A 19,366-nucleotide genomic window follows, 5' to 3' on the forward strand; every position below is an offset into this window, starting at 1 on the left:
GTCCGGCTGGGGGACCGGCGCGGGTCCCCCAGCCGGCGCCGGCCGCACTCAGCGCGCCGGCGCGGCCGCCAGCGCCGCCGAGCAGGCCGGCCAGTCGTGGAAGTCGTGGCGCACGCTCCACAGGCGGTGCGCCGCGTCGATGTTCCAGACGGGGTCGAACGCCTGCCGCGGCGAGCCGCCCAGCTCCAGCAGGCGGGCGTCGGAGATCTGGAAGACGCCCCAGTTGCGGCTGCCGTTCGTGTTCGGCAGCACCCAGAGCGGGTCGAGGAACGAGGCGCAGCGGGCGATCGCGACCGCGGTGTCCGGCGCTTCGGTGAACACGGCCCGGACCCGCTGCTCCACCGCGGCCGCCGGCCAGGTGGCCATGCTGGTCCGCCGGTCGTACAGCGCGGTCTTGGTGGGCTCGTCGACCACCCCGCGGGCGGGCAGGCCGGCCAGCACCTGGAACGCGGTGACCCGGCGCAGCGTCTCCGGCCCGAACGAGCCGTCGACCGCGAGCCGCCCGTGCGCCGCGACCAGCAGGTTCTGCACCTCGGTGACGCACTCGTCGTGCTGTCCCATGCTCACCGGTGGCTCGCACCCGGGGGAGAACAGCATCCGGTCGGCGTACCGGCCGGTGGCGGGTGCGGACGCGCCGGTGGTGAACCAGACCAGCCCGCCCGCCAGCGCCACCACGACCGCGACGGCCGCCGCGGCGTAGGCACGCCGGCGGCGGGGCGGCGGGACGTCGTCACCGGCCTCGGTCCCGGTTTCGGCCTGGTCGGGTTCGTCGGCGCGGCCGGCGTCGGCCACCGCCCACAGCTGGTGCAGTTCGCGCAGTTCCGCCGGGGACGCGCCGCAGACCTTGGCGAACGAGTGGACGACGCGGTAGTCGGCGGGGACGCTCTTGCCGGAGCAGTACCGGTGCAGGCTGGAGCCACTGGCCCCGGCCTGCTTGCCGAGCCGTTCATAGCCCTGCCCGCTCCGGTCCTTCAGCATGCGCAGGTAGGCGGCGAACTTGTCCGTGTGCAGTGTCACTGTGACTCGAACACCTCGCTCGGGCAGCGGATGACGGACGGAAGTTAACACCGTCCTCCCGCTCTCCGGGCAGAAACTGACGGATTGCGCCTTCCGGCCGAGCCTCGCTCGGCCGGAAGGCGGGACCGCCGTCCCGGGGTGGCTTCAGCGTTGCAGCGTGAGCACTCCCGGCTTGTAGGGCAGGAGGCCGTAGTCGACGCCGTCCGAGCCCGGATCGCGGCCCTGGTACAGGAACTGCAGGTTGCAGGGGTCGATGGTCTTGGTCTGGTCGGGGTTGGTGCGGACCAGGTCGCCGTGGCTGATGTCGTTGGTCCAGGTGGCGCCGCTGTTGGCCTTGCCGGCGAAGGGGTTGCTCTCGGTGGCGGCCTGCGGGGTCCACGTGCCGCCCAGGCCGGTGGCGGTGAACGAGCGGAAGAAGCGGTGTTCGTTCGTGCCCCGCGCCTCCACGATCATCAGGTACTGGTTCTGGTCCTTGACCTTGTAGACCTCCGGCGCTTCGAAGAGGTTGGCCGGGGTGTCGCTCATGATCTTCGTGTAGCTCGCGCCGAAGCTGCCCGGGAAGGTGCCGATGGGCATGGTGGCGCGGTAGATGCTGCCGTTGTCGTCGGCGAAGAAGAGGTACATGTTCGTGCCGTCGCCGATGAGGGTCTGGTCGATCGGGGCCCCGCTGGGGAGCGTGCCGGTGAACAGCGTCTGCTGCGCCGACCAGCTGCCGGGGTCGGTGGGATCACTCGAAGTGCGGTAGGAGAACGTGTCGGGCCAGCCCCACTGATAGGCGAGGACCCAGATGTTCTTCGGCGCGAAGTAGAACAGCGTCGGCGCGACCGCGCCGAAGGACATCGTGCTCTGGCTCGCGGTGGCCATGTCGGACCAGTTCGTGAACGGGCTGAAGCTCGTGGACTTCCAGTTCGTCCCGGTGTCGTGCGTGGTGGCGTAGACGACGTGCTTGCCGTTGAGGACGACGTTGGTGAAGTCCTTGAGCGAGACCCACCCGGACTTCGGGTTCGCCAGCGGGCCGGTCGAGCTCCAGCGGTAGGCCGAGGGCAGCGGGCAGGCCGCGGCGCCCCCGTCGACCTGGACGAGCTGCCACTGCTGGTCGGTGCCGGTGGACCCGGTCTGCTGCACGATCCCGGCGGCGTCGGCGGTCGAGGCGCCTTGCACGTCGAGGGCTTTGCCGCTGTTGCGGTTGACCAGCCGGACGTACCCGCTGCCGGCGTCGGCCAGGCTGAACTGCTGGTTGGCGCCGCCGTTGTCGGTCCACTGGACGACCGGGGCGCCGTCCGCGGTGGAGGCGCCCTGGACGTCGGCGAGCTTGCCGGAATGCCGGGCGCGCAGCTTGTAGTTCCCGCGGCCGGCGTCGACGAACTGGAACTGCTGGTTGGTCGTGTTGGTGCGGGTCCACTGGATGAGCGCGGCGCCGTCGGCGGTGGACGCGCCGTTGACGTCGAGGGCCTTGCCGCTGTTGCGGTTCACCAGGACGTACCAGGCGGCCGTGTCCACGGTGGCGGCCGACGCCGGGGCCGCGGCGACCGTCAGCAGTCCGCTGGCGACCAGCGCGACCGCCGCACCGGCCACTGCCACCCGCCGGCGGCGCCGCCACCTCGCGGTGCGTGAGAACCCAAGCGACATTGCATCGTTCCCTTCACGAGCAGGACCGGTGACGGCCGAATGTTAGCGTTAACATTTTGCCGGTCGCGGTCGGTGGGAATTCGGTTGGGGGTGGGTGGGACGGTTGGTCGACCGGCGGTGCGCCTGAACGCACCAGAGGACTGTGAACGATAACCGCGGTGGCGTCAAGACGTAACGGGCAGGTTTCCGGAACGCGAGGCACTCCCGGCAATCCGTCCATAAGGGACACCAGGGGGAGAGATGCTTTCGGCGTCTTGACGTGCTCCCGGTGTTCGTCGATAGTGATGGCTCCCCCTCCGAATTCGAGCGAAAGACCTCAGCCGCTGAACTGTTAGCGCTAACATCCGTCATCGGTGAACAAAGGAGTTCATGGTGCCCGCGCTGTCCGTGTTTCGCCGATCGCGCCGCCGAGCGACGGTCTCCGCGGTCGTGGTGACGCTCGTTTTGCCCGCTCTGGTCACCTTCGCCGGGATTTCGCGGGCCGCCGGGCAAGGCCCCGGCGACATCCACGCCGCCGGCGGCAGGCCGTGCGTCGCGGCGCACAGCACCACCCCCTTCACGCCGGGGGCGAAGGTCTCGTTGCAGGCCACCACTTCCTGCTGCACCAGCGAATTCCTGCGGCACGACACGGCGGCCAAGTTCATCCGCCACCACGCCTCCGCGGGCTACCTCGCGAGCAACGGCGGCGCCAACGCCTGGGACACCACCTCACTGTGGCGTGAGGACACCTCCCGGCTCGCCGCTTCCCCTTGGTCCTGACCACGCACCGGAAGTTCAGTGACGCATTTCCCCCTGTGTGAAGGAGATCCGATGACCCGTCCACCGTGGATCCGCCGCGCCCTCCTCGCGGCCGGCGCCACCACCAGTCTCGCCGCCGGCCTGCTCGCGGCCACGGCCACGACGTCGCAGGCCGCGGCGCAAGGGCCGTGCGACATCTACGCCGCCGGCGGCACCCCGTGCGTCGCCGCGCACAGCACCACGCGTGCCCTGTACGCGGCCTACAACGGGCCGCTGTACCAGGTGCGGCGGGCCTCCGACAACACGACCAGGGACATCGGCGTGCTCAGCGCCGGCGGGTACGCCGACGCCGCCGCGCAGGATTCCTTCTGCGCCGGCACCAGCTGCGTGATCTCGGTGATCTACGACGAGTCCGGCAAGGGCAACCACCTCACCCAGGCACTCCGGGGGTACTGGCCCGGGCCGGCCGCGGGCGGGAACGACAACCTCGCGAACGCCTTCGAGGCGCCGGTGACGGTCGCCGGGCACAAGGCGTACGGCGTGTCGGTGGCGCCCGGCACCGGCTACCGCAACAACAACACCCACGGCATCGCGACCGGTGACCAGCCGGAGGGGATGTACGCGATCTTCGACGGCACGAACTACAACGGCGGCTGCTGCTTCGACTACGGCAACGCCGAAACGTCCGGCAACGACGACGGAAACGGCACGATGGAGGCCATCTACTTCGGCAACAACAAGGGCTGGGGCTACGGCAGCGGCGCCGGTCCCTGGATCATGGCCGACCTGGAGAACGGCCTGTTCTCCGGGGTGAACCAGCACTTCAACGCCGGCGACCCGACGGTCACCAACCGGTTCCAGACGGCCATCGTCAAGGGTGGTCCGAACCAGTGGGCCATCCGCGGCGCCAACGCCCAGTCGGGCGGCCTGTCCACCTACTACAGCGGCGTCCGGCCGAATGTGGCCGGGTACAACCCGATGAAGAAGCAGGGCGCGATCATCCTCGGCATCGGCGGCGACAACAGCGTCGGCGGCCGCGGGACGTTCTACGAAGGCGTGATGACGTCGGGCTACCCCTCGGACGCGACCGAGAACGCAGTCCAGGCCAACATCACGGCGGCCGGCTACAGCAGCGCCCCGTCCGGAGCCGGAACCCTCACCCCGGGAGCGAAGGTCTCCCTCCAGGCGACGACGGCGTGCTGCACGTCCGATTACCTGCGCCACAACGACTCGGATGACAAGGTGGTCATCTCCGCCGTGGACTCCTCGAGCGCGGCGGGGCTCAAGGCCGACGCGACCTGGGTCGTGCGGGCCGGTCTGGCCAATTCGTCGTGCCTGTCGTTCGAGTCCCTCGACCAGCCCGGCCGGTTCCTGCGCCATTACGCGTTCCAGCTCCACCTGAACGCCGACGACGGCGGGACGGCGTTCGCGCAGGACGCGACGTTCTGTTCGACCCCGGGCAACAGCGGCGTCGGACGTTCGTTCCAGTCGGTCAACTACCCGGCGAAGTACGTGCGCCACTACAACTTCACCGGCTACGTGGCGAGCAACGGCGGCAGCAACGCCTGGGACGCCACGACTTCGTGGGCCCAGGACACGAGCTGGCTCGTCGCCTCGCCCTGGAGCTGATCCCCACACCGGCCGCGAGCACGGCTTTCCCGCAGCGTCGCGGGGGAGCCGTGCTCGTTCCCACGTCGAGGGACCGGCCACCGTCGTCACCGGCGCCACACCGCTCCGCGTTGCTCGTACTCCAGCACCGATTCCACGCCCACGGCCACTTCGGCGCCGAGTTCCCGGGTCACCAGCCAAAGGGCAAGGTCCAACCCCGAGGTGACCCCGCCCGCGGTGACGAGGTCGCCGTCGTCGACGACGCGGGCGTCGATCACCCGTGCCTTCCGGGCGGCGAGGTCGGCCTTGGCGAGGTGGTGCGTGGTGCACGGGCGGCCCTCGGTCAGGCCGGCCGCGGCGAGCACCAGGACGCCGGTGCACACCCCGGCGATGACGGCGTGCCGGGTACGGGCGAGGTCGCGCAGGAACGCCTCGTCCTCGATCAGGGCGTTGACCCCGGGGCCGTCCTTCGCCGCGTACCCGCCGCCGGGGACGAGGAGGACGTCGCCGCCGGCGTTCGGGTTCCAGGTCGCGGGCACCGCGAACTGCGTGCCGAAGGTGCCGGTCACCACGCCCGGCGCACCGCGCTTGACCAGCGTCACCTGCGCTTTGCCGCCCTGGTGCCCGGCGTGGCCCAGCACGGCGAGCGGACCGACGACGTCCTGTTCCTCGACGCCGTCGAAGAGCAGGATCTGCACGCGGAGGGTCCCGCGCGCGGCCGAAGCGGTGCCTGCGGTGGCGAGCGAGGCGAGGGCGGCGGTGCCCGTCGAGGCGGCGGAGAGCCGGAGGAAGTCCCTGCGTTCCATCGGTGACGCCTTTCTGCCGGGGAGGGTCGCTCCAGCAGTCGTGCGCACCCTCGGCGGAGTTCCCGGGACCGGCGATACCGATCGTTCTATCCGCTAAACTGGCGAGATGGCGCCGAACGCTCGAGGTCAGGTCTCCGAAGCGCGGTCGCGGCTGCTCGCGACGGCCACGCGCATCTTCTACGCCGAGGGCCTGCACTCCGTCGGGATCGACCGGGTCGTCGCGGAGGCCAAGGTCACCCGCGCCACGCTGTACCGGCACTTCCCCAGCAAGGACGACCTCGTCGTCGCGTACCTCCAGGGTGTCCACGAGATGGAGCGTGACGGGATCGACAAGGTCATCGCCGGTGGCCTGCCGGCGGTCGACGCGGTGCGGGGAATCGCCGGGGTGATTGCCGACGGGATCGGGTCGCCGCACTTCCGCGGCTGCGCCTTCCTCAACGCGGTGGCGGAGTACCCGGATCCGGCCCACCCGGTGCATCAAGCCGTCCTCGCTCATCGCGATTGGTTCCGCAACACGGTCACGGACCTGCTCGCGCAGGTGGGGGAGACCCCGCCCGAGCCCGCCGGGCGGCACTTCGTGATGTTGCGCGACGGCGCGATGGCGGCCGGTTGCCTGGGCGATCCCGCCGAAGTCTGCGCCACGTTCCTCCAGGGTGTCGACGGGATCCTGCAGCACCGCCTCGACGCCGCGGGGAACTGACGCGCCCATCCGCCCCGGCTGCCTGAACGCGGTCCACCCTCGCGGGGTGCCCGTGCGTCGCCTGCTGCCCGTCTCCGCGCGCGGAAGCCGCGCGTAAGAATTCAGATAGAACGTTCGGTCTTGACTTCGGACGGCGCCACCGCCAGGCTGACATGAGATAGAACGTTCGGTCTTGCGAAAGGGATCATGGTGACTACTGTCGACTCGCCCGCCGTTGGTGGGTTCGCCCCGGCGCTGCGCCGGTTGTACTTCGTGCGGTTCGCGTTCGCCATCGTGTGGGCGGTCCTGGTGTTCCTGACGACCAAGTCGGGCCTGGGGGCGATCGGCGTGGCACTGGTCGTCGTCTACCCGCTCTTCGACGTCGGTTCGGCCATCGTGGACGCTCGCTCGGCGAAGGGGAACGGCTCGGTCACCGGGCTGTACGTCAACATGGCGATCAGCCTGCTCGCCACCATCGGCATCGGCGTCGCCGCCGCGTCGGGCATCCCGGCGGTGCTGCGGGTGTGGGGTGCCTGGGCGATCGTGGCCGGTCTGGTCCAGCTGGTCGTCGGCATCTCCCGCCGCAAGATGGGCGGCCAGTGGCCGATGATCCTCAGCGGCGGCATCTCCGTGCTGGCCGGCGCCAACTTCGTCATCAGCGCCTCCGCGGCGAACCCGGCACTGTCCGGGGTGGCCGGTTACGCCGTCCTCGGCGGCATCTTCTTCCTCGTCTCGGCGATCCGGCTCGGCCGCGCCGCGAAGGGGAATTGACATGTCGACCTACGACGTCGTCGTCATCGGGGCCGGCCCGGTCGGGGAGAACGTGGCCGACCGGGTGGTGCAGGGCGGGCTGACCGCCGCGATCGTCGAGCGGGAACTGGTCGGCGGTGAGTGCTCCTACTGGGCGTGCATGCCGACCAAGGCGCTGCTGCGCAGCGGCGCGGCCCTCCGCGCGGCTCGGCAGGTGCCTGGCGCGCGGGAAGCGGTGACCGGCGAGCTGGACGTGGCCGCCGTCCTCCACCGTCGCGACGAGTTCGCGTCGCACTGGAACGACGAGGGCCAGGTCTCCTGGCTGGACTCGGTCGGGGTCCCGCTGCTGCGCGGGCACGGCCGGATCGCCGGTGACCGGGTCGTCGAGGTGACCGCGGCCGACGGCACCGTCACGAGGCTGACCGCGCGGCACGCGGTCGTCGTCGCCACCGGTAGCGGCGCGCTCGTCCCGGACATCGAAGGCCTCCGCGACGCCAAGCCGTGGACGAGCCGCGAAACCGTGGCCGCGAAGGAGGTTCCGGCCCGGCTCGCCGTCATCGGCGGCGGGGTGGTGGCCTCGGAGATGGCGACGGCGTTCAGCGAGCTGGGCTCGTCGGTGACGATGCTGGCCCGTGACGGCGTGCTGCACCTCAACGAGCCGTTCGTCGGCGAGCACGTGACAGCGTCGTTGCGGGACAAGGGCGTTTCGGTGCGCGTCGGCGCCGAAGCCGGGTCCGTCAAGCGCCACGACGACGGCACGGTGTTCATCACGCTCACCGACGGCGAGCAGATCGAAGCCGACGAACTGCTCGTCGCGATCGGCCGCACGCCGAACACCCAGGACCTCGGCCTGGACACGATCGGCCTGGAGCCGGGTGCCTGGCTCACGGTCGACGACACGTTGCGGGTCAACGACTGGCTGTACGCGGCCGGCGATGTGAACCGCCGCGTGCTGCTCACGCACCAGGGCAAGTACCAGGCCCGCGCGGTCGGGGACGTCATCGTGGCCCGCGCCAAGGGAGAGCCGGTCGACGACGCTCCTTGGGGCAGGCACGCGGCCACCGCCGATGAACGCGCGGTGCCCCAGGTCGTCTTCACCGAGCCGGAAGTCGCGTCCGTCGGCCTCACCGCGGCCAAGGCCGTGGCGGCCGGGCTGAACATCCGCATCGTCGACTACGACCTGGCCGCCACCGCGGGATCCGCCCTGCACGCCGAGGGCTACCGCGGGCAGGCCCGGATGGTCGTCGACGAGGACCGCAAGGTGATCGTCGGCTGCACCCTGGTCGGCCCGGACGTCGCGGAGATGATCCACGCGGCCACCGTCGCGATCGCCGGCGAGGTGCCGATCGACCGGCTCTGGCACGCGGTGCCGGCTTTCCCCACCGTCAGCGAAGTGTGGCTGCGGCTGCTCGAAGCCTACGGCCGCTGACCCACCCGGCCGGTGTCCGTGAGCGCCGACCGGATGGCGCGCTCGACGATGTCCTCGAGGGCCGCCGGGATCGGCCGGTCGGCGCCGAGGTAGCGGCGGACGGCGGCGTACGGCAGGTCGACGACGATCAGCAGGATCTCCGCCGTCGCCCGCCCGGTCGCCGTCCGGAGGCCGGTCACCAGGCCGCGGATCTGCCGGTCCCAGCGCTCCTGGTCGGCCTGGCGCGCGTTCCGGCTCTCCGCGGGCCAGGCGGCGGGTTCGAAGGAGGCGAGGCCGGCCAGCAGCACGCGGGCGTCGGCCGGGTGGTCGCGGCACCAGCTCACGGTCCGTCGGCCGAGTGCGACCGCCGCGGCCACCGGCTCGCCGTCGAAGAGCGGGTACAGCTCGTCGTGGAAGCTCTGCACCGCCCGGTTCCAGACGGCGGCCAGCAGGGCCGCCCGGTTGGGGAACCGGTGGTAGACGGAGCCGCTGGACACCGCGGCTTCCCGGATCACGCCGGCGATGGTGATCGCGTCGGCGCTTCCCGCGGAGAGCAGCCGGGTGGCCGCGTCGAGGATCGCCGACGTGTCGTGGACGAGGCGTGGCATGCGTTGACGATAGCGAACGCGCCTTCTAGAGTGCTCCCTCTAGAGAGCATCGTCTAAGGAGCGTCATGCAGAGCCTCGTCGTCACCGGTCCGCGCGGCCTCGAGTGGCAGGACCGGCCGGCGCCCGGCCTCACCGCGCCGGGCGACGCGCTGGTGCGCCCGATCGCCTCGTCCGCCTGCGATCTCGACCGGCGGCTGGTGGTGTCGCCGTCGCCGTTCGAGGCGCCGTTCGCCCTCGGCCACGAAGCGGTCGGCGAGATCGTCGACCTCGACGGCGACTCCCCGTTCCGGATCGGGCAGCGGGTGGTCATCCCGTGGCACATCAGCTGCGGCACGTGCGAGAACTGCCGGCGCGAGCTGCCGGGTGCCTGCGCTTCGGTGCCGCGCCTGGCCTCCTACGGCACGAGCGCCGGCGGGCTGTGGGGCGGGCTGTTCGACGAGCTGGTGCGCGTCCCGTGGGCGCGGTACAACCTCACGCCGCTGCCGCCTGCCGTCGATCCGGTGGTGGCCGCCTCGGCCTCCGACAACCTCACCGACGCCTTCCAGGCCGTCCGGCCGGCCCTCGACGCCCGGCCCGGCGCCGAAGTGCTCGTGGTCGGGGGAACGGCCAGCCTCGGGCTGCTGACCGTCCTGAGCGCCGTCGCGCTGGGTGCGGGGAAGGTCACCTACTTCGACGTCGACGAAGCCCGGTGCGCCAAGGCCGCGGCCGCGGGCGCGGCCGCCATCGCGGCCGACGCGTACCCCGATCGGCTCGACGGCTCCTTCGACCTGGTCGTGGACGCCTCGGCGGCGAGCGCCGGCTTCCGGTGCGCCCTGCTCTCCACCCGGCCGGGCGGCACGTGCGTGCTCCGGTCCGTCTACTTCGGAGAACCGCGGCTGCCGTACTTCTCCCTGTACGGCACGGGAATCACCCTCGTCGTCGGACCGCCGCACGCAAGCCCGCACGTCCCCGCCGTCCTCGAGCTCGTCGAAGGCGGCCGCTTGGACCCGTCGCCGATCCTGGCCGGGCCGTTCGGCTACGAGGACGCGGTCGAGGTGCTGCTGGACCCGCCGCCGGGGAAGCCGGTCTTCATCCGTTGATCGACACTGTGTCGATTATTGTCGACGAGGTGTAGAGTCGATGCTATGACGAAGCGGACGTTCCTCATCACCGGTGCGAGCAGCGGCCTCGGGCGCGCCTTCGCCGAAGGCGCGCTGGCCGCAGGCCACACCGTCGTCGGCACCGTGCGCAAAGCCGCCGACCTGGCGGCCTTCGCCGAGCTGGCGCCCGGGCGTGCCCACGCGCGGCAGCTCGACGTGACCGACGACGAGGCGGTCTCCGCCGTGGTCGCCGAGGTCGAGCGCACCGTCGGCCCGATCGACGTGCTCATCGCGAACGCCGGCTACGGGCACGAGGGCGTGTTCGAGGAGTCCCCGATGGCCGAGCTGCGTGCGCAGTTCGACGTCAACGTGTTCGGGGTGGCGGCCACCGTGCACGCCGTGCTGCCGGGGATGCGGAAGCGCCGCTCCGGCCACATCTTCGCGGTGAGCTCGATGGGCGGGCTGATGACCGTGCCCGGGCTGGCGTACTACTGCGGCAGCAAGTACGCGGTGGAGGGCATGCTCGAAACCCTGGCGAAGGAGGTCGCCGGGCTCGGGGTGCGCGTGACCGTCATCGAGCCCGGTTCGTTCCGGACGGACTGGGCGGGCCGCTCGATGGTCCGCAGCGAGCGGACGATCGCGGACTACGACGAGCTGTTCGAGCCGATCCGCGCCGCCCGCCAGGCCGCGAGCGGCCACCAGCTGGGCGATCCCGCCAAGGCCGCCGCGGCGGTGCTCGAGGTGGTCGAGGCCGAGAAGCCGCCGGTGCACCTGGTGCTCGGTTCGGACGCGTTGCGGCTCGTGGCGAGCGGCCGGGCGGCGGTGACCGCCGACATCGAGGCGTGGGCGGAGCTCTCGCGGTCCACGGACTTCCCGGACGGCCACCAGATCGCGACGGCCGGTGCCTGAGCCGGGGCGCCGGCGCGCCGCACCGTCCAAAGGGGACCTCCGCGAGGCGAAGATCCTCGAAGTCCTCGAGGAACTGTTGGCGGGCAAGAGCTTCGACGCGCTGACGACCAACGACATCGCCGAGCGCGCCGGGCTCTCCCGCGCGTCGGTGTACTTCTACTTCAGCTCGAAGCAGGAGGCGCTCGTCGCGCTCTTCGCCAAGACCGTCGAGGCGTTGCACGAGAAGTCCCGCGCGGCGGCCGCCGACCCGGCCGCACCCCGCGACGCGATCGCGACGGCCCTGCGGCGCACCCGCGACCGGTGGCACGAGCACGGCCTGATCATGCGTGTCGCGATCGACCAGTCCTCGGCCATCCCCGAACTGGGCGCGCTGTGGCAGCGGACCGCGGACATCTTCATCGACGCCATCACGACGATCCTGGTCCGCGCCGGAGTCGCGGACCAGGAAGGACCCGCCGGTGCACGGGCCATCGCGGGCGCGCTGTGCTGGATGATCGAGCGGACGTTCTACCACGCGTCGGCGGTGTCGGCGGCGGCGCTCGACGAGGCGGCCGAGACCTGCCGGGTGGTGTGGCTGCGCACGGCGGGCCTCCCGTCCTGACCGGCCGGCTGTCACCCGATGCTCCGCTGACGTCGTCCGGCCCGCGTCGCTATCGTGGCGTCATGGATTCGGCGCCGCCGCTGCTGGTCTGGTACGCGAGCTACGGGTCCAACATGTACGCCGCGCGGTTGCGGTGCTACCTCGAAGGAGGAACGCCGCCCGGTGCCCGGCGCAGCTACCTCGGGTGCCGCGATCGCAGTCCCGTGCGGCGGATCGTCGCCAGCGAGTTCCCCGGCGGGATCTACTTCGCGACGGAGTCGCCGGTCTGGCTCGGTGGCCGGGCGTTCTTCGACCCGGCGCTGCCGGGCCGGGCGGCGATGCGGTCCTACCTCGTGACCACCGGGCAGTTCTCCGACATCGCGGAGCAGGAGATGTACCGCGAGCCGGGCCCGGACCTGGAGCTGACCACCGTGCTGCGGACGGGCCGCGACCAGCTCGGGCCCGGGCGCTACGAAACCCTGCTGCACCTCGGTGACCTCGACGGCCATCCCGTCCTGACGTTCACCGCACCGTGGTCGGCGGCGGAGGTCGAGAAGAACCCGCCCTCGGCCGCCTACCTGGCCATGCTCGTGGGAGGACTGCGCGAAGCGCACGGGTGGTCCGCGTGGGAGATCGCCGGATACCTCGCGCCGCTGCCCGGGGTGCGGGACCACTGGACCGCCCGGGAAATCGCCGGGTTGGCGTCACCGGTCGATCCGTAGCCGTTCGGGCGGCGAAACTGCCCTGATTACTCCCGTTCGCACGACGTTCCCCAGGCCGCCGTCCCGCCGGGTGTAGAAGGTGGTGCAGGGGAACGGGGGGACAGCGTGAAGCGGACGACGTGTTGCGTGGTGGGCGGCGGCCCGGCGGGCATGGTGCTGGGACTGCTGCTCGCCAGGGCCGGGGTCGAGGTCACGGTCCTGGAGAAGCACGAGGACTTCCTGCACGACTTCCGGGGTGACACCGTGCACCCGGCGACCCTGCAGCTGCTCGACGACCTGGGTCTGGGGGAGCGGTTCGCGCGGCTGCCCCAGACCCGGATCACCGAAGTCGTCCTGCCGGACGAAGCCGGTGGGGTCCGGCGGATCGGGGATTTCGGTGCCTTGCGCAAGTGGGGCGTGCGGCACCCGTACGTGGCGATCGTCCCGCAGTGGGACCTGCTGGACCTGCTCGCCGACGCCGCGCGGGCCGAGCCGGCGTTCCGGCTCGAAATGGGGACCGCGGTGACCTCGCTCGTCCACGAGGGCGGCCGGGTCGCCGGGGTCCGCTACCGCAGGGGCGGGGCGGAGGCCGAACGCGAGCTCCGCGCGGATCTCACGGTGGTGTGCAACGGCCGGAATTCCGTCCTGGCCGCGGCGGCGGGGTTGCGCGTCACCGAGATCGACGTCCCGTTCGACACCTGGTGGTTCCGGCTCTCGCGTCGCGACGGCGAACACGTCGGCCGGCTGACCCGGCGGCCGGGCCGGGGCCGGTTCGCGATCGTCATCCCGCGGGAGGGCTACTTCCAGATCGGGTACGTCGCGCGCAAGGGCACCGACGGCCGGCTGCGTGCTCGCGGCATCGACGCGTTCCGGCGCGACGTGGCCGAACTGCTCCCGGAGTACGCCGACCGGGTCGGCGAGCTGGTCTCGATGGACGACGTCAAACTCCTCGACGTCCGGCTCAACCGGCTGCGCCGGTGGCACGTCGAAGGCCTGTTGTGCCTCGGGGACGCCGCGCAAGCCATGTCGCCGGTCGGCGGCGTGGGCATCAACCTCGCCGTCCAGGACGCCGTCGCGACCGCGGCGCTGCTGGCGGAGCGGCTGCGGCGGGGTGCGGTGCGCGGGGCCGACCTCGCCCGGGTCCGGCGGCGCCGGTTGCCGTCGCTGCTGCTGGTGCAGGCCCTGCAGCGGATCATGCACGCCGACCTGGCCGGCCCCCTCGTGTCCGGCGGCCAGGCCGGCCCGGCGGGCCCGCTCCTGACCGCGGCACGGTGGTGGCCCGCCTTGCAGACGGCGGCGGTGTACCTGGTCGGCGTGGGGTTCCGTCCGGAGCGGGCCCCGGCATTCGCCCGGCGCGGCCGCGTTCAGGCGTACCGGGTCGGCCGGGGGAAGGGCGCGGCCATGGCCGCGGCGAGCACCGCTTCGAAGTCCGGCGGCGGTGTCCATTGTGGAGGGACGGCGGCCGGAACGGGCTCGCCGCGCACCACCCGGCCCAGCGAGTACTGCGCGAAGGCGACGTAGCGGTCGGTGTCCGGGCCCGGATCCCGGAGGCGCTGCAGCGCGGCGCGGTACCGCTCGGCGAGCCCGGTGTCCGGCACGAGGTGGAGCAGCGGGTCGTCGCCGGCGGGCAGCCTCGCTTCGCGCGTGAAGCTCGTCAGCCGGCGCAGCATGAAGGCCGCGACGGTTCCGTCGGTGAGCTGGCCGGTGATCTCCTGGACGTCGTCCGGGTCGTAGACGTCGATGGCGCGGGTGTTCCCGTTCCTGGCGGCGGCCCGGGGCACGAAGGCGTCGCAGCGGACGCCGAGTTCGTTCGCGATCACCGGCACGTCGTCGGCGGGGACGTTCCACACCGCCGCGACCTGCGGGCGCCGCCACCACTGGTCCCGGGTCGGATTCACCCGGTCGATGACCTTCCGGTACTCGACCTCGACGCCGGGCAGGCCGCGCAGCCACTCCGCCAGCGCGTCGGCGGCCACGTCGATCCGCTCCGCGCCGCGGACGGTTTCGTCCGCCGTCCGCAGTTCCACCTCGACACCGGCGGGTTCGGCGAGCTTCACGTGGTCGACGACGGCGATCGACCGCAGCGCCCCGGCCCGCGTCGCCCCGGAGACGAGCTTGACCAGCACCTGCGCCGGGTGCGGCCCGGGTTTCAGCTCGGCCCACCGTGCGTCGGAGCGCAGGCTCCACGGCAGCACGACCGACAGCACCAGGCCGAGGGCGGCGAGAATGCAGCCGAGCACGAGCGCGGTGTGCCCCATGGCCGCCCAGCCGAAGAAGATGACGACCAGGGGCAGCACGATGACGACGAGCAGCGGGCCCGCGACCGCGAACGGGATGGCCAGGCTGCCGGCCCACGTCTTCGTCAGCAGCCGCCTGACGCTCGGCACGAACACGAGCCGAACCGTCCCGGCCGACGTCGTCACCACCGGGCGCAGCGCCTCGGGCACCGCTGAGGAAACGTCCACCGGCATTCCCCTCGCTCGGACCGCAGATCGTCCAGGCTAGCTCGGGCCGCCCCGGCCCGTGACCGGATTACTGACGCCGCAGGCGGCGTCAGTTCGTGGCGGCCGTAGCCGGGATCGTCGAGCGGCGCCGCTCAGCGCGGGGAACGGCCGAGGAGCCGGCGGTCCCGCCGGGGCAGGACCGTCTGCGCCAGGTGCCGCACGACCGGCGGCTCACCGGAGACGGTCAGGTCCCGCACGCGCTGGTCGAGCTGGCGGTCCAGCTCCGTCGACCGCTCGTAGTGCTGGCGCAGGTGCTCGTCCCAGCTCGCCACGACGAACTGCTCCACGAACCGCTCCGGCTCGTCCAGGTCGCGGTGCAGGCGCCACCGCGTCGCGCCGCTGCGTCGCCGGGCCCAGCCGACCGGCTGCATCGCCCGCTCGAACTCCGCGGCTCGCGGCGCCGGGACCCGCCATTCGACCTGGACCTGCACCGGGCCGGACACGGTCGCCGCCGCCGGGGGTTCCGGCCAGTAGCGGGTGCGGCCCAGCTCGAACGTGCTGTCGGGCAGCCGCAACGCGCGGCCGCCGGCCAGCGCCGCGACGACCAGGCCGGCACCGGGCACGGCGAACGCCGTCGCGAGCCCGGCGACGTCGGCGACGAACCCCCACACCAGCGCGCCCAGTGCCTGGCCGCCCATGAACACCAGCTGGTAGTAGGCGAGCGCGCGGGCTCGTGTCCACGCGGGCAGCAGCAGCTGGGCCGCGGAGTTCAAAGTGGACAGCACGGCGATCCACGCGACGCCGGCGAGGAACAACGCCACCACCACCGCGGGCAGTGACCCGGTCAGCCCGGCGACGAGGTCGGCCAGGCCGTAGAGCACCGTGCCCGCCGCGATCACGGTGTTGGTGCCGAGCACCGTCCGCAGCGACGGCAGGACGACGGCCGCGGTCACCGCGCCGGCGCCGAGGCAGGCCAGCAGCAGGCCGTAGCCGCCCGCGTCCAGGCGCAGCGGGCCGCGGGCGAGCGACGGCAGCAGCGACCACAACCCGCCTGCGAACAGCATGAACGACGCCGAGCGGGCCAGCACCGTCGCGAACGCCGGCGCGCTGCGCACGTACCGGGCGCCCGCGCGCGTCGCCGCGACGAGGCGTTCCGCGCCGAGCGGGCGGTCGGCGCGAGGCCGCCGCCAGGCGAAGATGACCGCGAGCACCCCGAGGAAGGAGACGGCGTTCAGGGCGAACGTCGCCTCCGCGCCGACGGCGGCGATCAGCACGCCACCGAGCGCCGGCCCGAGCGCGCGGGCGATGTTGGCGTTGGCGCTGTTGAGCAGCGCCGCCTGGGCGATCTCCGCGCGCGGGACGAGCTCGGGCTGGATGGCCTGGAAGCTCGGGACCGACAGGGCCTGGCCGACGGCCATGGTCGCGGTGAACGCCAGCAACGAACCCGGCGAGACGTGGTGCGCGGCGGTGACCGCGGCCAAGGCCGCGGCCCCGGCGAGCATGACGGTCTGGCCGGCCAGCAGCAGCCGGCGCCGGTCGAAGATGTCCCCGAGCGCCCCGGCCGGGACGACCAGGAGGAACACCGGCAGCGTCATGGCCGTCTGGACGAGCGAAACCTCCAGCGCGGACCCGCCGAGGTCGCCCATCAGCCACTGGGCCCCGACGGTCTGCGCCCACGTGCCGACGTTCCCGGCGAACTGGGCGATCCACAGCGCCCGGTACATCCGCCGCCGCAGCGGTGCCCACGCCGTGGCGGCCGGCATGCGTCAGCTCGCCGTCACGGCGGTTTCGAAGGCCAGGCCGTCGTCACCGGCGTCGACCCGGACCGTGGTGCCCGCTTCGAGACGGCCTTCGAGCAGCAGGGTGGAAAGCCGGTTGTCGACGTGGCGCTGGATCGCCCGGCGCAGCGGCCGGGCCCCGAACTCCGGCTCGTACCCGGTTTCGCTGAGCCACCGGATCGCCGCGGGGGTGAACTCGACCGTGACGCCCTGGGCGTGCGCGCGCCGCTTCGTGCGCTCCAGCAGCAGTTCGGTGATCCGGTCGAGCTGCTCGGGCTCGAGGCGGCGGAAGACGATGATCTCGTCGATGCGGTTGAGGAACTCCGGCCGGAAGCTCTCGCGCAACCGCCGCATCAGCCGCTCGCGCAGGTGGCCGCCCGGGTCGTCGCGGACCGGGCCGAAGCCGAGCGCGCCCTGCGTGGAGCTGGTGACCAGGTCGGAGCCGAGGTTGCTGGTCATGATCAGCACGGTGTTGGCGAAGTTGACGGTGCGGCCGCGGCCGTCGGTGAGCCGTCCGTCGTCGAGCACCTGCAGCAGGATGTTGAAGACATCCGCGTGCGCCTTCTCGATTTCGTCGAGCAGGACGACGGAGTAAGGCCGGCGGCGGACGGCTTCGGTGAGCTGGCCGGCGTCGTCGTAGCCGACGTAGCCGGGCGGGGCGCCGATCAGCCTGCTGATCGTGTGCCGCTCGGAGTACTCGCTCATGTCGACGCGGATCATGTGGTCCTCGTCGCCGAAGAGGGCTTCGGCCAGCGCCCGGGCCAATTCGGTCTTGCCGACGCCGGTCGGGCCGAGGAACAGGAAGCTGCCGAACGGCCGCCCCGGCTCGGCCAGCCCCGCCCGGGACCGGCGGACGGCTTCGGCGACCGCGTCCACGGCCTCCTCCTGCCCGACGACCCGGCCGTGCAGGTGCTCTTCCAGCTTGAGCAGCCGGTCGCGTTCGGACTCGGTGAGCCGCGCCGCCGGGACCCCGGTCAGGCGGGAGACGACTTCGGCGATGTCGGCGTCGGTGACCTCCTGGACGCGGTCCGGGGTGCGCCCGTCCGCCGGTTCGATCCGGGCCCGCAGCTCGGTGATCTCGTCGCGCAGCGCGGAAGCGCGTTCGAAGTTCTCCTCGGCGATGGCCTGGTCCTTGTCGCGCTGCAGCTGCTCCAGCCGCGTCTCGAGGTCGCGGACGCGCTCGGGACGGGTGCGGGAGCGCAGCCGGACCCGGGCACCGGCCTGGTCGATCAGGTCGATGGCCTTGTCCGGGAGGAACCGGTCGGTCAGGTAGCGGTCGGACAGGTCCACCGCGGCCTGCAGGGCCTCGTCGGAGTACCGGACCTGGTGGTGGGCTTCGTAGCGGTCACGCAGGCCGCGCAGGATCTCGACCGCGTCTTCGACGCTGGGCTCGGGCACCAGGATGGGCTGGAACCGGCGTTCCAGCGCCGGGTCGCGTTCGATGCCGGTGCGGTATTCGTCGAGGGTGGTCGCGCCGACGACGTGCAGCTCGCCGCGGGCCAGGGCCGGCTTGAGCATGTTCCCGGCGCCCTGGCCCCCGCCTTCGCCGCCGCTGCCCGCGCCGACGATCGTGTGCAGCTCGTCGATGAACACGATCAGCCGGTCGCGGTTGTCGCGGATCTCCTTGAGCAGCGCGGACATCCGCTCCTCGAAGTCGCCGCGGTAGCGGGTGCCGGCGACCATGGCCGTGACGTCGAGCTGGATCACGTGGCGGCCGCTGAGGATGTCGGGCACGTCGTCGTCGGCCAGCCGCTGGGCCAGCCCTTCGACGATCGCGGTCTTGCCGACCCCGGCCTCGCCGATCAGCACCGGGTTGTTCTTGGTGCGGCGGGAGAGCACCTCGATGGTCTGCTCGATCTCGTCGTCGCGGCCGATGACCGGGTCGATCCGGCCGGCGCGGGCCCGCTCGGTCAGGTCCTCGCCGTACTGGTCGAGGGTGGGGGTACTGGGCCGGGCGGGCTGGGGCGGCCCGTCGGCGGTGCCTTCGTGCAGGCGGTCGCGGGTCGCGCCGGCCTCGCGCAGCCGGCGGCCCGCTTCGGAGTCGGGGTTCATCGCCAGCGCGAACAGCAGGTGGTCCGGCCCGATGTAGGAGGAGCCGAGCCCGCGGGCCAGCTGGTGCGCGTCGAGGAGGGCCCGCTTGGCCGCCGGGGCCAGCCCGGTGGGGGGCGCCGCTTCCTCGTGGCCGCCGCAGTCGCGTTCGAGCTGCCCGGCCAGCTGCCGCGGGTCGACGCCGGCCCGTTCGAGCAGCTGGGCGGTCGCCGGGGTCTTGGCGGCCGCCCACAGCAGGTGCTGGGTGTCGACGTGCGGCTGTCCCCACGCGGCGGCGCGGTTGGCCGCCTCGGCGACCAGCGACCTGGCCTGTTCGCTGAGCAGGCGGGTGATGTCGACGGAGTACGCCCGCCGTCCCGGCGAAGCCTGGCCGAAGAACTGGGCGAGGAACTGGTCGAGCGGGCTGTCGCCCTGGCCTCGGGGGAGGAAGCCGGTCATGCGGATGCACCGTCCTGAGCGATCGGGGACGGGCCCCGCGCCGGAGCCCATCGGCTGCGGCTACCCCCGCAGCCGGGGCACAAACGGCACCCTCCCCGGGGGAGTTTCCCGGCCCCTTCGGCGGGTAGCCGCCGAGGGTGCTCGA

At 72.5% G+C, this 19,366-nt stretch carries 16 protein-coding genes; 10 read left to right on the forward strand and 6 right to left on the reverse strand.

Features of this window, described 5'->3' with window-relative positions; genetic code table 11:
* Window positions 1–48: 48 nt before the first annotated feature.
* On the reverse strand, window positions 49–1,017 hold the full coding sequence (locus ABZX11_RS26140) for a helix-turn-helix domain-containing protein (protein WP_354917420.1): 969 nt from the start codon (window positions 1,015–1,017) through the stop codon (window positions 49–51).
* 144 nt (window positions 1,018–1,161) lie between these two features.
* Window positions 1,162–2,646 (reverse strand): non-reducing end alpha-L-arabinofuranosidase family hydrolase, encoded by a 1,485-nt coding sequence (locus tag ABZX11_RS26145; protein WP_354917423.1) that lies wholly within the window; start codon window positions 2,644–2,646, stop codon window positions 1,162–1,164.
* Window positions 2,647–3,018: 372 nt separating this feature from the next.
* On the opposite strand from ABZX11_RS26145, the gene ABZX11_RS26150 reads away from it, so the two are divergent.
* Both ABZX11_RS26150 and ABZX11_RS26155 read left to right on the forward strand, forming a co-directional pair.
* A complete protein-coding gene (locus ABZX11_RS26150) occupies window positions 3,019–3,405 on the forward strand; it encodes a hypothetical protein (RefSeq protein ID WP_354917426.1) in 387 nt (128 codons plus the stop codon).
* A gap of 51 nt (window positions 3,406–3,456) precedes the next feature.
* Entirely contained in the window at window positions 3,457–5,013 is a 1,557-nt protein-coding gene (locus ABZX11_RS26155) for an alpha-L-arabinofuranosidase B (protein WP_354917429.1), read from the forward strand.
* Between the two features lie 86 nt (window positions 5,014–5,099).
* Here ABZX11_RS26155 and ABZX11_RS26160 read toward each other — a convergent pair whose 3' ends face one another.
* Window positions 5,100–5,798, reverse strand: a complete 699-nt coding sequence (locus ABZX11_RS26160; RefSeq protein WP_354917432.1) for a DJ-1/PfpI family protein — start codon at window positions 5,796–5,798, stop codon at window positions 5,100–5,102.
* A gap of 106 nt (window positions 5,799–5,904) precedes the next feature.
* Here ABZX11_RS26160 and ABZX11_RS26165 point away from each other — a divergent pair, with 106 nt between their 5' ends.
* The 3 genes from ABZX11_RS26165 to ABZX11_RS26175 all read left to right on the forward strand — a co-directional run bounded on the left by ABZX11_RS26165 (window position 5,905) and on the right by ABZX11_RS26175 (window position 8,656).
* Complete coding sequence (locus ABZX11_RS26165) at window positions 5,905–6,498, forward strand: TetR/AcrR family transcriptional regulator (RefSeq protein ID WP_354917435.1); 594 nt, start codon at window positions 5,905–5,907, stop codon at window positions 6,496–6,498.
* 186 nt (window positions 6,499–6,684) lie between these two features.
* The gene (locus ABZX11_RS26170) at window positions 6,685–7,248 is read left to right on the forward strand and encodes a hypothetical protein (RefSeq protein WP_354917438.1); all 564 of its coding nucleotides are present in this window, start codon (window positions 6,685–6,687) and stop codon (window positions 7,246–7,248) included.
* Window position 7,249: 1 nt separating this feature from the next.
* Entirely contained in the window at window positions 7,250–8,656 is a 1,407-nt protein-coding gene (locus ABZX11_RS26175; protein ID WP_354917441.1) for an NAD(P)/FAD-dependent oxidoreductase, read from the forward strand.
* Here ABZX11_RS26175 and ABZX11_RS26180 read toward each other — a convergent pair.
* Window positions 8,644–9,243, reverse strand: coding sequence for a TetR/AcrR family transcriptional regulator (locus tag ABZX11_RS26180; RefSeq protein ID WP_354917444.1), 600 nt, complete (start codon window positions 9,241–9,243; stop codon window positions 8,644–8,646). The two genes, ABZX11_RS26175 and ABZX11_RS26180, sit on opposite strands and share 13 nt — an antisense overlap.
* 65 nt (window positions 9,244–9,308) lie before the next feature.
* Here ABZX11_RS26180 and ABZX11_RS26185 point away from each other — a divergent pair, with 65 nt between their 5' ends.
* The 5 genes from ABZX11_RS26185 (at window position 9,309) to ABZX11_RS26205 (ending at window position 14,033) form a co-directional block, all read left to right on the forward strand.
* Complete coding sequence (locus tag ABZX11_RS26185) at window positions 9,309–10,322, forward strand: alcohol dehydrogenase catalytic domain-containing protein (protein WP_354917447.1); 1,014 nt, start codon at window positions 9,309–9,311, stop codon at window positions 10,320–10,322.
* A gap of 45 nt (window positions 10,323–10,367) precedes the next feature.
* The gene (locus ABZX11_RS26190) at window positions 10,368–11,231 is read left to right on the forward strand and encodes an oxidoreductase (protein ID WP_176176948.1); all 864 of its coding nucleotides are present in this window, start codon (window positions 10,368–10,370) and stop codon (window positions 11,229–11,231) included.
* Window positions 11,224–11,832: a helix-turn-helix domain-containing protein gene (locus ABZX11_RS26195; RefSeq protein WP_354917451.1), complete on the forward strand. Its 609-nt coding sequence runs from the start codon at window positions 11,224–11,226 to the stop codon at window positions 11,830–11,832. Before ABZX11_RS26190 ends, ABZX11_RS26195 begins: the two co-directional genes overlap by 8 nt.
* 62 nt (window positions 11,833–11,894) lie before the next feature.
* Window positions 11,895–12,533 (forward strand): histone deacetylase, encoded by a 639-nt coding sequence (locus ABZX11_RS26200; RefSeq protein WP_354917454.1) that lies wholly within the window; start codon window positions 11,895–11,897, stop codon window positions 12,531–12,533.
* A 105-nt stretch (window positions 12,534–12,638) separates the two neighbouring features.
* The gene (locus tag ABZX11_RS26205; RefSeq protein ID WP_354917457.1) at window positions 12,639–14,033 is read left to right on the forward strand and encodes an FAD-dependent oxidoreductase; all 1,395 of its coding nucleotides are present in this window, start codon (window positions 12,639–12,641) and stop codon (window positions 14,031–14,033) included.
* Between the two features lie 1,075 nt (window positions 14,034–15,108).
* Here the strand turns inward: ABZX11_RS26205 and ABZX11_RS26210 are convergent.
* Both ABZX11_RS26210 and ABZX11_RS26215 read right to left on the reverse strand, forming a co-directional pair.
* The gene (locus tag ABZX11_RS26210; protein WP_354917460.1) at window positions 15,109–16,719 is read right to left on the reverse strand and encodes an MFS transporter; all 1,611 of its coding nucleotides are present in this window, start codon (window positions 16,717–16,719) and stop codon (window positions 15,109–15,111) included.
* 3 nt (window positions 16,720–16,722) lie between these two features.
* The gene (locus ABZX11_RS26215; RefSeq protein WP_354917463.1) at window positions 16,723–19,221 is read right to left on the reverse strand and encodes an ATP-dependent Clp protease ATP-binding subunit; all 2,499 of its coding nucleotides are present in this window, start codon (window positions 19,219–19,221) and stop codon (window positions 16,723–16,725) included.
* Window positions 19,222–19,366 lie beyond the last annotated feature (145 nt).

It is taken from the genome of Amycolatopsis sp. NPDC004169 (assembly GCF_040610315.1).
Lineage (GTDB): Bacteria > Actinomycetota > Actinomycetes > Mycobacteriales > Pseudonocardiaceae > Amycolatopsis.